Genomic DNA, 13,646 nt, shown 5'->3' with positions numbered 1-13,646 from the left:
GGGAGGGTGCAAGCTCCTCAGATCAATAGATCTTTGAGAACTTCTCGATGTTGGTCTTGTCGAACTGGAAGGGCGGAGCCATCGCAGCCGAGTTGGTATCGTCGAGCGTCACCTTGCCGACGCGGCCGATCGACAGCGTGGCGCCGGGCTTGGCCTCTTCTTTCTTCACCGCCAGGTCATGCGCGAGATAGATCGCCGAGTAGCCGAGGTCGATCGGGTTCCACAGCGCGACCGCCTGGCTGGCGCCGTTGTCGATGAACTTCTTGAACTCCGACGGCAGCGCGAGGCCGGTGACGTTGACCTTGCCGATCAGGTTCTCGTCGGTGACGACCTGCGCGGCGGCAACGACGCCGACGGTGGTCGGCGCGATGATCGCCTTGAGGTTCGGATAGGATTTCAACAGGCCCTTGGCTTCGTCGGTGCTCTTGGCGGAGTCGTCGTCGCCATAGACGGTGGCGACCAGCTTGATCTTCGGGAACTTCTCCGGCAGCATCTTCTTGGCCGCTTCGATCCAGGCATTCTGGTTGGTCGCGGTCGACGATGCCGAGAGGATGGCGACATCGCCGCCTTCCGGCAGGTAGTCGGCGGCGAGCTTGATGATGGTTTCGCCGATCAAATTGGTGTCGGACGGGTTGAGGTGGAGCTGGCGGCCTTCCTTGGCGACGCCGGAGTCCCACGAGATCACGGTGATGCCGCGATCCATCGCCTTCTTCAGCACCGGCACCAGCGCATCGGCGTCATTGGCCGAGACGGCGATGGCATTGACCTTCTGCGCGATCAGCGAGTTGATCACCTCGATCTGCGCCTCCGCCGTCGCTTTGGTCGGACCGGTATAGATCACGTCGACGTCGCCCAGTTCCTTGGCCGCTTCCTCGGCGCCCTTGTTGGCGGCGTCGAAGAAGCCGTTGCCGAGCGACTTCACGACCAGCGCGATCTTGACGTTCTCGGCATAGGCGCCATTCACGAACATGGCGGCGGAAAAGGCCGCCGTAACCAGCAGTTTCTTCAAAAAGCTCATCGAATATCCTCCCTTGAGCGTTGCATTTCCATCGCCGCTGCGGGCGCGAGTTGTCCTCAGGCCTGCAGTGAAGATTCCTCCTTGTCGCTTGACTGTTTGCGGGCGACGATCAGCGCCACACCCGCGGTTTCCAGCATCTTGGCTTCGCGGTCGTCGATGCCGTCGTCTGTGATCACCGTCGTGATGCGCGACAGCCCGCACAGGATCAGGCTGGAGCGCATGCGGAATTTCGAGGAATCGACCAGCACCACCAGCTCGTCGGCCTGGTCAATCAGTTTTTGCTCCGCCTGGATCAGCAGCGGGTCGCCTTCCATCAGGCCGAGCGGTCCCAACCCTTGAGCGCCCATGAACATGCGCCGCGCATAGAAATTGCGCGTCACGTCGTTGTCGAAGGGCGACAGGATGATGTTCTGCTCGCGATAGATCGTGCCGCCCGACAGCATCACCGTGTTCTTCGAGTGCTTGAGCAGGTGCTCGGCGATCGGGAACGAGTTGGTGAAGATCGGCATGCGGCGGCCGGTCAGGAAATGCACCATCTGGAAGGTCGTGGTGCCGCCATTGATGATGATCGGCTCGCCGTCCTTGCAAAGGTTCACCGCTTCGCGGGCGATCGCCCGCTTCTGCGCGGCGTTCAGCGTTTCGTTGACCGAGAAGGGCCGGCCGGCAAGGCCGATGACTTGCGGCGGTGAGATCGCCTCGGCGCCGCCGCGCACCCGGCGCAGGCGCTTTTGCACATGCAGCGCCGCGATATCGCGCCGAATCGTCGCCTCGGAGGAGTCCGTCAGGTCGACCATTTCCTGCACCGTCACCACAGGCTTTTCCTGGACGGCGGACAGAATGATCCTGTGGCGCTCTTTTTCGTGCATGGTTCCTCCCTGCCTGGCTATCAGGCACCAGAAAACGCGCAGTGTCAATCATTTCCGATCACATATTTTCATTGTGCAGTGCAATATGATCGATCTTGATCGTTTATGATTGACAAGAGGCCCTGTTGCGTAGACATTCCAGCCAAATTGGACTGCTCGGTTTTAGCGTCCCAAGGGAGGATACCTATGCTCGACAAGCGCTCCGGCTCGCGCCTCGCCAATCTGTGGGACGATGCAAGGGCCGAAGGGATGAGCGGTCCCGAGCTTCTGGTCTATCGCTCGAACACGCTGGGTTCAGACAAGCGCGTCACCAATTATGGCGGCGGCAACACCTCGTCCAAGGTCTGGCAGAAAGACCCGCTGACCGGTGAGGACGTCGAGGTGCTGTGGGTCAAGGGCTCGGGCGGCGACAGCGCTTCGATCAAGCTCGACGGGTTCGCGACCCTCTACATGGACAAGCTGCGCGCGCTGAAGAGCCTCTATCGCGGCGTCGACCACGAGGATGAGATGGTGGGCTACCTGCCCCACTGCACCTTCAACCTCAATCCGCGCGCGGCTTCCATCGACACGCCGCTGCATGCCTTCGTGCCGAAGGGTTGCGTCGACCACATGCATCCCGATGCCATTATCGCGATAGCCGCGGCGAAGGACTCCAGAGCGATCACGAAAGAGGTGTTTGGCGAGGCCATCGGCTGGCTGCCCTGGAAGCGGCCGGGCTTCGAGCTTGGGCTGTGGCTGGAGAAATTCTGCCGCGAGAACCCCGACGCCAAGGGGGTGGTTCTCGAAAGCCACGGCCTGTTCACCTGGGGCGACACGCCGAAGGAATGTTACGAAACGACGATCTCGGTGATCAATCAGGCGATCGACTGGTTCGAGCGCAAATCCCAGGGCAAGGCGATCTTCGGCGGCGAGGTGGTGAAGGCGCTCGAGGCGCCGGCACGGCGTGCCATTGCCGCGAAACTCATGCCCAGAATCCGCGGCCTGATCTCGGAAAAGAGCCATAAGCTCGGCCACTTCGACGACCAGCCAGCAGTGCTCGAATTCGTCAATTCGAAAGACCTGCGCCCGCTGGCGGCCCTGGGCACGTCCTGTCCGGACCATTTCCTGCGCACCAAGATCCGGCCATTGGTGATCGAGTTCGATCCGGCAAGGCCGGATGTCGATGCCGTCATCGCGCGCCTCGCCGACGACATTGAGGCCTATCGCGTCGGCTACCAGGCCTATTACGACAGCTGCAAACATAAGGACTCGCCCGCCATCCGCGATCCGAACGCGGTCGTCTATCTGATGCCGGGCGTCGGCATGTTCACCTTCGCCGGGGACAAGGCGACGGCGCGCATCTCCGGCGAGTTCTACGTCAACGCCATCAACGTCATGCGCGGCGCCTCGACGGTCTCGTCCTATGTCGGCTTGCCGGCGCAGGAGGCCTTCGACATCGAATACTGGCAGTTGGAAGAAGCCAAGCTCCAGCGCCTGCCGAAGCCGAAGGCGCTGGCGGGACAGATCGCCCTGGTCACCGGCGGTGCCGGCGGCATCGGCCGCGCCACCGCCAACCGCCTGCTGCGCGAAGGCGCCTGCGTCGTGCTGGCCGATATCGATGAGACCGCGCTTGCCGGCGCTCACGAAGAGCTGTCGAAAGCCTACGGCAAAGACTTCGTCCGTCCGGTGCGGATCGACGTGACCTCGGAAGATCAGGTCACGTCGGGCTTTGCCGAAACTTCGGTCGAGTTCGGCGGCATCGACATTCTCGTTTCCAATGCCGGCTTGGCCTCCTCGGCGCCGATCGAGGAGACGACGCTGGCGTTGTGGAACAAGAATATGGACATCCTGTCGACCGGCTATTTCCTCGTTTCGCGCGAGGCTTTCCGGCTGTTCCGCGCGCAGAAGATCGGCGGCAATGTCGTCTTCGTCGCCTCCAAGAACGGCCTTGCCGCTTCGCCCAACGCCGCCGCTTACTGCACGGCCAAGGCGGCCGAGATCCATCTCGCGCGCTGTCTCGCGCTTGAGGGTGCGGAGGCGCAGATCAGGGTCAACGTCGTCAATCCGGACGCCGTGCTGCGCGGCTCCAAGATCTGGACCGGCGAATGGAAGGAACAGCGCGCCGCCGCCTACAAGATGTCGACCGACGATCTCGAGGAGCACTACCGGTCGCGTTCGATGCTGAAACGCTCGGTATTTCCGGAAGATATCGCCGAAGCGATCTACTTCTTCGCTTCCGACATGTCGGCCAAGTCGACCGGCAACATCGTCAATGTCGACGCCGGCAACGCGCAGAGCTTTACGCGGTAAATTGTCAGAGCCAGCGCTGCCCCTCACCCTTACCCTCGTAAGAACGGGGAGAGGGGGCGCCAGCGCTGGAGCGCGTTCCTTCTCCCCGTGACTATACGGGGAGAAGGTGCCGCTAGGCGGATGAGGGGCAGCGCAGACGAATTGGGAGGAAAAAATGTCCGAACAGATCATCTCAGCCGACCTCGTCGCCAACCACAACTCGGCTCGCCAACCCGCCCTCGAGCGCGACTACGCCTCGCTCGGCGAGCGCCTCGACCGGCGCGGCATAGCCATTGATGCGATCCGCGACCAAGTCGAAAAATTCGGCGTCGCGATCCCCTCCTGGGGCGTCGGCACCGGCGGCACGCGCTTTGCCCGTTTTCCCGGCCCCGGCGAGCCGCGCGACATCTTCGACAAGATCGAGGATTGCGCCGTCATCAGCCAGCTGACGCAAGCGACGCCTACCGTCTCGCTGCATATCCCGTGGGACAAGGCCGATCCGAACCGGCTGAAGCAGGCGGCGGCGCGTTTCGGGCTCGGGTTCGATGCGATGAACTCCAACACCTTTTCCGACGCGAAGGACCAGAAGCTCTCCTACAAATTTGGCTCGCTGTCGCACGCCGATGCCGGCACGCGCCGCCAGGCGGTCGAGCACAATCTCGAATGCATCGAGATCGGCAGGACGCTTGGGTCGAAGGCGCTGACGGTATGGATCGGCGACGGCTCGAACTTCCCCGGCCAGGTCAGTTTCGCCAAGGCCTTCGAGCGCTATCTCGACGCCATGCGGCAAATCTACGCCGGCCTGCCGGACGACTGGCGGCTGTTTACCGAGCACAAGATGTACGAGCCGGCCTTCTATTCGACCGTCGTGCAGGACTGGGGCACGAACTACATCATCGCCAAGGAGCTCGGCGACAAGGCCTTCTGCCTCGTCGACCTCGGCCACCACGCGCCCAACGTCAACATCGAGATGATCGTGTCGCGGCTGATTCAATTCGGCAAGCTCGGCGGCTTCCACTTCAACGATTCCAAATATGGCGACGACGATCTCGACGCCGGTTCGATCGATCCTTACCGGCTGTTTTTGGTCTTCAACGAGCTGGTCGATGCAGAGCTTTCGGGTGCCAAGGGCTTCCATCCCGCGCATATGCTCGACCAGAGCCATAACGTCACCGATCCGATCGAAAGCTTGATGCTGTCCGCGGTCGAGGTGCAGCGCGCCTATGCGCAGGCGCTGCTGGTCGACCGCAAGGCGCTGGACGGGTTTCAGGAAGCGAACGACGCGCTGATGGCGACGCAGACGCTGAAGACGGCCTACCGCACCGATGTCGAGCCGATCCTCGCCATGGCGCGGCTGAGAACCGGCGGCGCCATTGATCCGGTCGCCGCCTATCGCGAGGCCGGCTACCGGGCGGGGGTCGCGGCGGAGCGGCCGGCCGTCGCCGGCGGTGGCGGCGGGATCGTCTGACACCCTCATCCGGCCGCTTCGCGGCCATCTTCCTCTCAGGGGAGAAGCGGTTGGCGTCGGCGCTGACGAGCTCCTTCCCCCGCGGGAAGAGGTCGGACTGCCCCGAATTGCCCTTCGCAATTCGGGGCAGGTGAGGGGCTCTGCCCAATGCTACTCCAATTGTTATGGACTAACGCGCTCCAACGGTCTTTCCTGGGTGTCCCCCCGCCTTGGAGACCCACCATGCATCTCACCCGCCGGACGCTGATCGCCGTCAGCTTTGCGCTCACTGTTGCCTTCACACCATCGACCGCCGTTTTTGCGGCTTCGCCGGCTCCCGCCAAGGGCGAGCACGGCATGGTGGTGACCGCCCAGCATCTCGCCACCGAAGTCGGCATCGACGTGCTGAAGAAGGGCGGCAACGCCGTCGATGCGGCGGTCGCCGTCGGCTATGCGCTGGCCGTCGTCTATCCGAATGCCGGCAATATCGGCGGCGGCGGTTTCATGACCATCCGCTTGAAGGACGGCCGTTCGACCTTCATCGATTTCCGCGAGCGCGCGCCCCTTGCGGCGACCAAGACGATGTATCTCGATAAGGAGGGCAAGCCGATCAAAGGTGCCAGCCTTGACGGTTATCTCGCCGTCGGCGTGCCTGGTTCGGTGGCCGGCTTCGAGATGGCGCGCGAGAGATACGGGACCTTGTCCAGACAGGATCTCATGGCCCCGGCGATCGCCTATGCCAAGGACGGCTTCGTCCTCAACCAGGGCGACGCGGCCTCCTTCGCCGGCGGCGCCGACCGGCTGGCCAAGGATCCGGCAGCGGCCGCTATTTTTCTGAAAAAAGACGGGAAGCCCTATGGCATCGGCGAGAAGCTAGTTCAGCCGGACCTTGCGGCCTCGCTCTCGGCGATCTCCGAGAAAGGCCCCGATGCCTTCTACAAGGGGCCGATTGCCGACGCGATCGTTAAGGCGAGCGGCGCCAAGGGCGGCATCCTCGCCAAAGGCGATTTCGAGCAATACGCGGTGCGCGAGCTGAAGCCGGTGACCTGTTCCTATCGCGGCTACGAGATCATCTCCTCGCCGCCGCCGAGTTCGGGCGGCGTCATCATCTGCGAAATCCTCAATGTGCTCGAAGGCTATCCGCTGTCCTATCTCGGAGCCGGCTCGGCCGAGACCGTCCACGTCATGGTCGAGGCCATGCGTCATGCCTATGTCGACCGCAATTCGGCGCTCGGCGATCCGGATTTCGTCGACAATCCGGTCTCGAAACTGCTCGACAAGGGCTATGCCAAGGACATCCGCGACAAGATCGATCCGTTCCGCGCCGGCGTCTCGAAGGACTTGATGCCCAAGGGCTTCGGCGAGTCGAAGGAAACCACCCATTATTCTATCATCGACAGGGACGGCAACGCGGTAGCCGTCACCTATACGCTCAATGGTTCCTTTGGCGCCGGCGTCGTCGCCGACGGCACCGGGATCCTGCTCAACAACGAAATGGACGATTTCACCCAGAAGCCCGGCGTGCCCAACCTCTACGGACTGGTCCAAGGCGAGGCCAACGCGATCCAGCCGAAGAAGACGCCGCTGTCCTCGATGAGCCCGACCGTCGTTGTGAAGGACGGCAAGCCGTTCATGGTCATCGGCAGCCCGGGTGGCTCGCGCATCATCACCATCACGCTGGAGGCGATCGTCAACGTCATCGACCACGGCATGAACATTCAGGAGGCGATCGACGCCCCGCGCATCCACCATCAATGGCTGCCCGACACCGTCTATGTCGAGCCTTTCGGGCTTTCTCCCGACACCGAAAGGCTGCTTGCCGGCATGGGCTATCATCTCGATCTCAGCGACCAGACCTGGGGCCAGGCGGCCGGCATCCTGGTCGGCGGCAAGAGCCTGGCGGAGATCGAGAAAGGCGGCGGGGCCCGCTACAACGGAGCCATCGACAGCCGCGCCGCTTCCGGCGAGGCGCTGGGCTACTGACTATACGACAAGGGTAATGGTCGAGGCAATCAGCAGCACCGCGGCGATGCCGACGAACAGCGCATAAATGCGCGGCCGGTCAATCAGCAGCGCGTTGCCCGAAATCCAGGCCGAAGTGGCGCCGCCCAACGCAAACAGGAAGCCGTTGCGGTGGCCGAAGGTCATCGAGGCGGCCATCAGGCCGCCGATGATCAGCGCGCCGAACACGATGATGACGGCAACGGCATATTTCTCGAAATCATTGCCGCTGCCCATCGCCGGTCCCATGGCGTTGAGATTCGGCAGATCGTCCGGATCAAAGGGGCTGGCCGAGCCGTATTCGTCTTGACCGAGGGATTCGCGCATCATTCGTTCTCCGCTGAGCGGCAACAAACCATCAACGCTTGCCAAGTGCAACCGGCAACGCCACCACCATCATGCGTTCGCCACCCGGCTGGTGCCAACGTGCCACGGTTCCTGGATAGCCTCAACGCCGGGGGCTTCGATCGGGTTCCACAAGCTTGATCTCTCTGGAAAAATCGCTGCGCACGATGCCGTGCCGCTGCAGCTTGTCGTAGAAGGTCTTGCGCGGAATGCCGAGCGCCTCGATCGTACGCCGGACATCGCCGCCATTGCGGCCAAGTGTCTCGCGGATGATCTCGGCCTCGTAGCGCTCCAGCCGTTCCGGCAAGGGCATCGAGACGTCCAAATCTGTCGGCTGAGCGGCGGGGCTGCTGCCGATCTCTTCCAGTCCGAGCACGAAGCGCTCGGCAAAATGGGCGAGCTCGCGGACATTGCCGGGCCAGTCGTGTTCGCGCAGATGGCGCTGGACGGCGGCCGGCGCCGCGGGCACCTGGCGATGAAAGCGGGCGGCGGCGCGCTCGGCGAAATACCCGAACAGCAGCGGCACGTCGTCCCGCCGCTCGCGCAGCGGCGGGATCGACAGCGTCACCACATTGAGCCGATAGTAGAGGTCTTCGCGGAAATTGCCGCGCTGGCCGGGATCGCCGAGATCGACCTTGGCGGCGGCAACGACGCGCAGGTCGACGGGCCGGATTTCGTTGGTGCCGAGTGGCGTCACCTCGCGCATTTCGAGTACGCGCAGCATCTGCACCTGAGTGGAGGGTGGCATGCTTTCGATCTCGTCGAGAAACAGCGTACCGCCGCTCGAATGCTCGATGCGGCCGACGCGCTTCTTCTGCGCGCCGGTGAAGGCGCCGGCCTCATGACCGAACAACTCGCTTTCGATCACTGTCTCCGGCAACGTGCCGCAATTGAGCGCGACGAAATTGCCCTTGGCGCGGCGGCTCCAGCGATGCAGCAGGCTCGCCACCACCTCCTTGCCCGAGCCTGTCTCGCCGGTCACCAGCACATCGACATCGGTGTCGGCGATCTGTCTCAGCGTGCGGCGCAGCCGCTCCATCGCCGGCGTCTGGCCGATCAGCGGCAGGCCTTCCTGCGCCTGCTCGGCCGCTTCGCGCAAGGCGCGGTTCTCCATAACAAGACGGCGCTTTTCCGCGGCGCGCCATACACTTTGCGCCAGCCGGTCGGCGGCGAAGGGCTTGGTGATGAAGTCATAGGCGCCGTCCTTGATCGCCTTCACCGCCATGGCGATATCGCCGTGCCCGGTGACGAGGATGACGGGAATATCCGGGTCAAGGTCGACCACGAGGTCGAAAAGCTGCAGGCCGTCCATTTCGGGCATGCGGATGTCTGACACCAAGACGCCGGCAAAGCCGGCATCGAGGCCGGCGAGTGCCTCGCTTGCAGCGGAAAAGGCAGACACGGCAAAACCGGCGAGTTCGAGCGTCTGCTTCGTCGCCTTGAGCAGGTCGCTATCGTCATCGATCAGGATGACCGGATTGCCGTCTGTCATCTCGGGCCAGCCTTCGAGAGATGGATGGTGAAGCGGGTGCCGGTCCCGCTGCTTGTCACCTCGATACGCCCGCCATAGTCGGCGACGATGTCCTTCGAGATGACGAGCCCGAGCCCCAAGCCCTTTTCCTTCGAGGTATTGAAAGGCGTGAACAGCGATTTCAGGATCGCCGGCGGAATCCCCGGTCCGTTATCGGACACGATCAGCGCGACGCCGTCGGCGGTTTCCGCGGCGGACACTTCGACCCGAGCACCGTCACGACCATCGAGCGCTTCCAGCGCGTTCTGGAACAGGTTGATCAGCACCTGCTCCAGCCGCAGCCGGTTGCCCATCACTTTCAGCGTCGCCGGTGGCAGCGTGATCGCCAGCGCGTCCAGCCGGCCGGCAAAGCGGCTCCTGAGCAGCACCACGGCGCCTTCGATGACGCTGCGCAACTCGACCGGCTCGGCGGCGGTGCGACCCTTGCGGGCGAAAGCTTTCAGCTCCTCGGTAATGGAGCCGATGCGTTCGGTCAGCGCGGCGATGGCGCCGAGATTTTCCTCCGCCGGCGCCGTCTGCTTGCGTTCCAGGAAAACGCGCGCATTGTCGGCATAGGCGCGGATGGTCGCCACCGGCTGGTTGATCTCATGCGCGACGCCCGCGGCAACCTGGCCGAGCGTCGCCAGGCGGTTGGCCTGCACCAGTTCCTGCTGCATGACCTGCAGCTTGGCTTCGGTGCTGCGGTGGTCGGCGATCTCGGCCTGCAGCCGGTCGCGCGCGAGGCTGAGGTCCTGCGTGCGCTCGACGACGCGCCGTTCGAGTTCGGCGCGCGCCACCTGCTCGGCAGCGATCCGCATCTGCGCGGACTGCCGGCGCCACAACAGATAGGCGGCCAAAGCGAGCAGCGGGACAAGGACGCCGAGGGCCAACAAACGCATTTCGCGCTGCGCCGCCGCGATCGGCGCTTCCGCCAGCACGAGATAGTCGAGGCGCCATGGCGTCGACGGCACGGCGGTGGATAGCCGCAGATACTCCGCGTCGCTGCCGCCGGGCGTGATGGCGTGCACCAACGCGACATCGGGGCTGAGCGGTTGTGGCCTCGTGATGGGCAACGGCACCAGCGGAGCCTCGCCGAACTGCTGGCTGGCGCGGATGTCGGCCGCGACTGGAGCGGCCAGCGGCGCCGTCGTCATGAAGCGCCAGGAGGGCACGCTGGTGATCAGCACCACCCCATGCTCGTCGCTGACATAGGCCGGGCGGTTCGCCTCGTGCCAGTCGGCTTCGAGCTGGTCGAACTCCATCTTGACCACGACGACGCCGAGCGGGGCCGCCGCACTCCCGACACGGCGCGAAATGTAGAGGCCCGGGCGCTTGCTGACATTGCCGAGCGCGAAATACTCAGCCGTGCCGGATTGCATGGCGCCCGAGAAATAGGCGCGAAAACCGTAGTCATTGCCGACGAAGCTTACCGGCTCGCGCCAGTTGCTGGAAGCGATGGCCAGCCCGTCCGGGCCGGTGACGTAAAGCACCGAGGCCTTGGTGCCCGAAACCAGCCCTTCGAGCTTGCGGTTCAGCACGTCGATCGAGGCGGGGCTGCGCTCAGCGAGCGCGTCATGCACCTGCTGGTCTTCGGACAGAAGCAGCGGCAGCGCGCGCGGATTTTCCAGCACCGCGCGCAGCAGTGCCACCTTGAGATTGGCGTCGGTCCGCCCTTGCGCCGACAGCGCCTCGATCTCGGTCGAGCGCCCGTAGAGGCCGGCGCCATAGAGCGCTGCAAAGACGATGAGAAGCGCCACCGCCGCAAACAGCAGCCAGGCGCGCCGCGCCCGCCCGGCGAGCAGTTCGGGCGTCGAAGCGAGGGCAGCGGCGGGGCGTTGCAGCATCGCCCATTTGTGCATGATTTCGCACAAAGCACAATTCGAGCTATGCGGATCGCCGCACTGCGCTGTCGAATGGCAAAGCGCGTTGCGTCAGAAAACCAAACAAAATCAATACTCGACGCCTTAAAGCGCAATCTGGCACGGCCGTTGCAAATGCATCCGCAGCAGCCGCGAGGCTGTGAAGGTCAACTGCCCCGGGAGGTCGAGCTTCTCGATCGGGGCCGAACGGAGGACATCATGCAGACGGCAATCGCTGCCGCGGAACCGCGCGGCAAAGTTCCCTTTTATCGGCATCTTTACGTGCAGGTCCTGGCGGCGATCGCCGCCGGCATCCTGCTCGGCCATTTCTATCCCGACATCGGCGCCTCGTTGAAGCCGCTCGGCGATGCCTTCATCAAGCTGGTCAAGATGGTGATCGCGCCAGTGATCTTCCTCACCGTCGCGACCGGCATCGCCGGCGTCTCCGACCTGCACAAGGTCGGCCGGGTCGCCGGCAAGGCGATGATCTATTTCCTCGTCTTCTCGACACTGGCGCTCATCGTTGGCCTGATCGTGTCAAATGTCGTCCAGCCCGGCGCCGGCATGCACATCAATCCGGCGACGCTCGACGCCTCGAAGGTCTCGACCTTCACCGAGAAGGCGCATGATACGACGATCGTCGGCTTCCTGCTGAACATCATCCCCGACACCATAACCGGCGCCTTCGCCCAGGGCGACATCCTGCAGGTGTTGTTCTTCTCGGTGCTGTTCGGCGTCGCTCTCGCTTTGGTCGGCGAGCGCGCTCGTCCGGTGGTCGACTTCCTGCAGGCGCTGACGGCGCCGATCTTCCGCCTCGTCGCCATCCTGATGAAGGCTGCGCCCATCGGCGCCTTCGGCGCCATGGCCTTCACCGTCGGCAAATACGGCATCGGCGCGATCGCCAATCTCGCCTTCCTGATCGGCACCTTTTACCTGACGTCGCTGCTCTTCGTGCTGATCGTGCTGGGCGCGGTGGCATGGTACAACGGCTTCTCCATCCTGGCGCTGATCCGCTACATCAAGGAAGAGCTGCTCCTGGTGCTGGGCACCTCATCGTCGGAGGCAGCACTTCCCGGCCTGATGGCCAAGATGGAGCGCGCCGGCTGCAATCGCTCGGTGGTCGGTCTTGTCATCCCGACCGGCTATTCTTTCAACCTCGACGGCACCAACATCTACATGACGCTGGCAGCGCTGTTCATCGCCCAGGCGACCGATACGCCGCTCACCTTCGGCGACCAGATCCTGCTGCTGCTCGTTGCCATGCTGAGCTCCAAGGGTGCCGCCGGCATCACCGGCGCCGGCTTCATCACCTTGGCGGCCACGCTTTCGGTCGTGCCTTCGGTGCCGGTTGCCGGCATGGCGCTGATCCTCGGCGTGGACCGCTTCATGTCGGAGTGTCGCGCGCTCACCAACTTCGTCGGCAATGCCGTCGCGACCATCGTCGTGGCGCGCTGGGAAGGCGAGCTCGACCAGAAGCAGTTCGCCGCCGCCATGGCCGGCCAGATGCCGGAGGAGGCAGACCTCGCGCTCTCAGGCGGCCTGCAGCCGGCCTGAGCGATCGAAACAATTCCCGGAAAATTGCCTCGGTGACTTCACCGTAGCCTTCGATCCGGAGTTGCACAGACAAAGAGCGTCCACCCAAGCCGAAACAGGCCGTGGCTCCGCCGCGGCCTGTTCTTTTTGTCGGACGCCGCATAGGGTGGCGCGGGCCGGCATTCTTGCCGGTGCATCCAAGCGTGAGGGCCGGCGGATGAGCAGCGCGTTTCCCGAGATCTACCTTGTCCGCCATGGCGAGACGGAATGGAGCGCATCGGGAAAGCATACCGGCCGCACCGACATTCCGTTGACCTCGGAAGGCGAACAGGCCGCAGGCGGCGTCGCCGACCGCCTCAAGGAGCACACCTTCCAGGCGGTCTGGTCGAGCCCGTCGCAGCGCGCCTTCGACACCTGCCGGCTGGCCGGCTTCGGCGAGCGCGCGCTCAAGAAGGCCGACCTGCAGGAATGGGACTACGGCGCCTATGAAGGCGTGACAACGAAGGAAATCCTTGCCGGACGTCCGGGCTGGCAGTTGTTTCGCGACGGCTGCCCGGGCGGCGAGACGGCGGCCGATGTAGGCGCCAGGGCCAATGCGATCGTGGCCGAAATCCGGACGGTGGCCGGCAATGTGCTCATCTTCTCGAGCTCGCATTTCCTGCGCGTGCTTGCGGCGCGCTGGATCGGCCTGCCGCCGGAAGGCGGCGAACATTTCGTCCTCGATACCGCGAGCCTCAGCATCCTCGGCTACGAGCACGACCTGACCGAGCCGGTCATCCGCCGCTGGAACCAAAAGTAG

The 13,646-nt window shown here is 64.0% G+C and carries 10 protein-coding genes; 5 read left to right on the top strand and 5 right to left on the bottom strand.

The window, feature by feature from the left end:
• Positions 1-22: 22 nt before the first annotated feature.
• Positions 23-1,018 (bottom strand): rhamnose ABC transporter substrate-binding protein, encoded by a 996-nt coding sequence (gene rhaS / locus CK221_RS08675; RefSeq protein WP_095777440.1) that lies wholly within the window; start codon positions 1,016-1,018, stop codon positions 23-25.
• Between the two features lie 56 nt (positions 1,019-1,074).
• A complete protein-coding gene (locus tag CK221_RS08670) occupies positions 1,075-1,884 on the bottom strand; it encodes a DeoR/GlpR family DNA-binding transcription regulator (RefSeq protein ID WP_095777439.1) in 810 nt (269 codons plus the stop codon).
• Between the two features lie 186 nt (positions 1,885-2,070).
• Here CK221_RS08670 and CK221_RS08665 point away from each other — a divergent pair, with 186 nt between their 5' ends.
• From CK221_RS08665 to ggt, 3 genes are all read left to right on the top strand, one after another.
• A complete protein-coding gene (locus CK221_RS08665) occupies positions 2,071-4,173 on the top strand; it encodes a bifunctional rhamnulose-1-phosphate aldolase/short-chain dehydrogenase (protein WP_095777438.1) in 2,103 nt (700 codons plus the stop codon).
• 154 nt (positions 4,174-4,327) lie between these two features.
• Positions 4,328-5,620, top strand: a complete 1,293-nt coding sequence (gene rhaI / locus CK221_RS08660) for an L-rhamnose catabolism isomerase (RefSeq protein WP_095777437.1) — start codon at positions 4,328-4,330, stop codon at positions 5,618-5,620.
• A gap of 222 nt (positions 5,621-5,842) precedes the next feature.
• Positions 5,843-7,582, top strand: a complete 1,740-nt coding sequence (gene ggt / locus CK221_RS08655; RefSeq protein WP_095777436.1) for a gamma-glutamyltransferase — start codon at positions 5,843-5,845, stop codon at positions 7,580-7,582.
• Here ggt and CK221_RS08650 read toward each other — a convergent pair whose 3' ends face one another.
• From CK221_RS08650 to CK221_RS08640, 3 genes are all read right to left on the bottom strand, one after another.
• Positions 7,583-7,837: a hypothetical protein gene (locus CK221_RS08650; protein WP_170950361.1), complete on the bottom strand. Its 255-nt coding sequence runs from the start codon at positions 7,835-7,837 to the stop codon at positions 7,583-7,585.
• A 211-nt stretch (positions 7,838-8,048) separates the two neighbouring features.
• Positions 8,049-9,437 (bottom strand): sigma-54 dependent transcriptional regulator, encoded by a 1,389-nt coding sequence (locus CK221_RS08645; RefSeq protein WP_095777435.1) that lies wholly within the window; start codon positions 9,435-9,437, stop codon positions 8,049-8,051.
• Positions 9,434-11,299, bottom strand: a complete 1,866-nt coding sequence (locus CK221_RS08640) for an ATP-binding protein (protein ID WP_095777594.1) — start codon at positions 11,297-11,299, stop codon at positions 9,434-9,436. The genes CK221_RS08645 and CK221_RS08640 overlap by 4 nt, the downstream gene beginning before the upstream one ends.
• Positions 11,300-11,533: 234 nt before the next feature.
• On the opposite strand from CK221_RS08640, the gene CK221_RS08635 reads away from it, so the two are divergent.
• Positions 11,534-12,868 (top strand): dicarboxylate/amino acid:cation symporter, encoded by a 1,335-nt coding sequence (locus CK221_RS08635; protein WP_067322894.1) that lies wholly within the window; start codon positions 11,534-11,536, stop codon positions 12,866-12,868.
• A gap of 196 nt (positions 12,869-13,064) precedes the next feature.
• Complete coding sequence (locus CK221_RS08630; RefSeq protein WP_095777434.1) at positions 13,065-13,646, top strand: histidine phosphatase family protein; 582 nt, start codon at positions 13,065-13,067, stop codon at positions 13,644-13,646.

Origin of the sequence: Mesorhizobium sp. WSM3868, from assembly GCF_002294785.1 — a bacterium.
GTDB lineage: Bacteria > Pseudomonadota > Alphaproteobacteria > Rhizobiales > Rhizobiaceae > Mesorhizobium.
This window is presented reverse-complemented; position numbering and strand designations above follow the sequence as displayed.

What these genes read in the sequence shown, in the direction of transcription:
- CK221_RS08665 (WP_095777438.1), top strand. Translation starts at nt 2,071, where the DNA reads ATGCTCGACAAGCGCTCCGGCTCGCGCCTCGCCAATCTGTGGGACGAT.
- CK221_RS08640 (WP_095777594.1), bottom strand. Translation starts at nt 11,299, where the DNA reads ATGCTGCAACGCCCCGCCGCTGCCCTCGCTTCGACGCCCGAACTGCTC.
- ggt (WP_095777436.1), top strand. Translation starts at nt 5,843, where the DNA reads ATGCATCTCACCCGCCGGACGCTGATCGCCGTCAGCTTTGCGCTCACT.
- CK221_RS08650 (WP_170950361.1), bottom strand. Translation starts at nt 7,837, where the DNA reads ATGGGCAGCGGCAATGATTTCGAGAAATATGCCGTTGCCGTCATCATC.
- CK221_RS08670 (WP_095777439.1), bottom strand. Translation starts at nt 1,884, where the DNA reads ATGCACGAAAAAGAGCGCCACAGGATCATTCTGTCCGCCGTCCAGGAA.
- CK221_RS08635 (WP_067322894.1), top strand. Translation starts at nt 11,534, where the DNA reads ATGCAGACGGCAATCGCTGCCGCGGAACCGCGCGGCAAAGTTCCCTTT.
- CK221_RS08645 (WP_095777435.1), bottom strand. Translation starts at nt 9,437, where the DNA reads ATGACAGACGGCAATCCGGTCATCCTGATCGATGACGATAGCGACCTG.
- rhaS (WP_095777440.1), bottom strand. Translation starts at nt 1,018, where the DNA reads ATGAGCTTTTTGAAGAAACTGCTGGTTACGGCGGCCTTTTCCGCCGCC.
- CK221_RS08630 (WP_095777434.1), top strand. Translation starts at nt 13,065, where the DNA reads ATGAGCAGCGCGTTTCCCGAGATCTACCTTGTCCGCCATGGCGAGACG.
- rhaI (WP_095777437.1), top strand. Translation starts at nt 4,328, where the DNA reads ATGTCCGAACAGATCATCTCAGCCGACCTCGTCGCCAACCACAACTCG.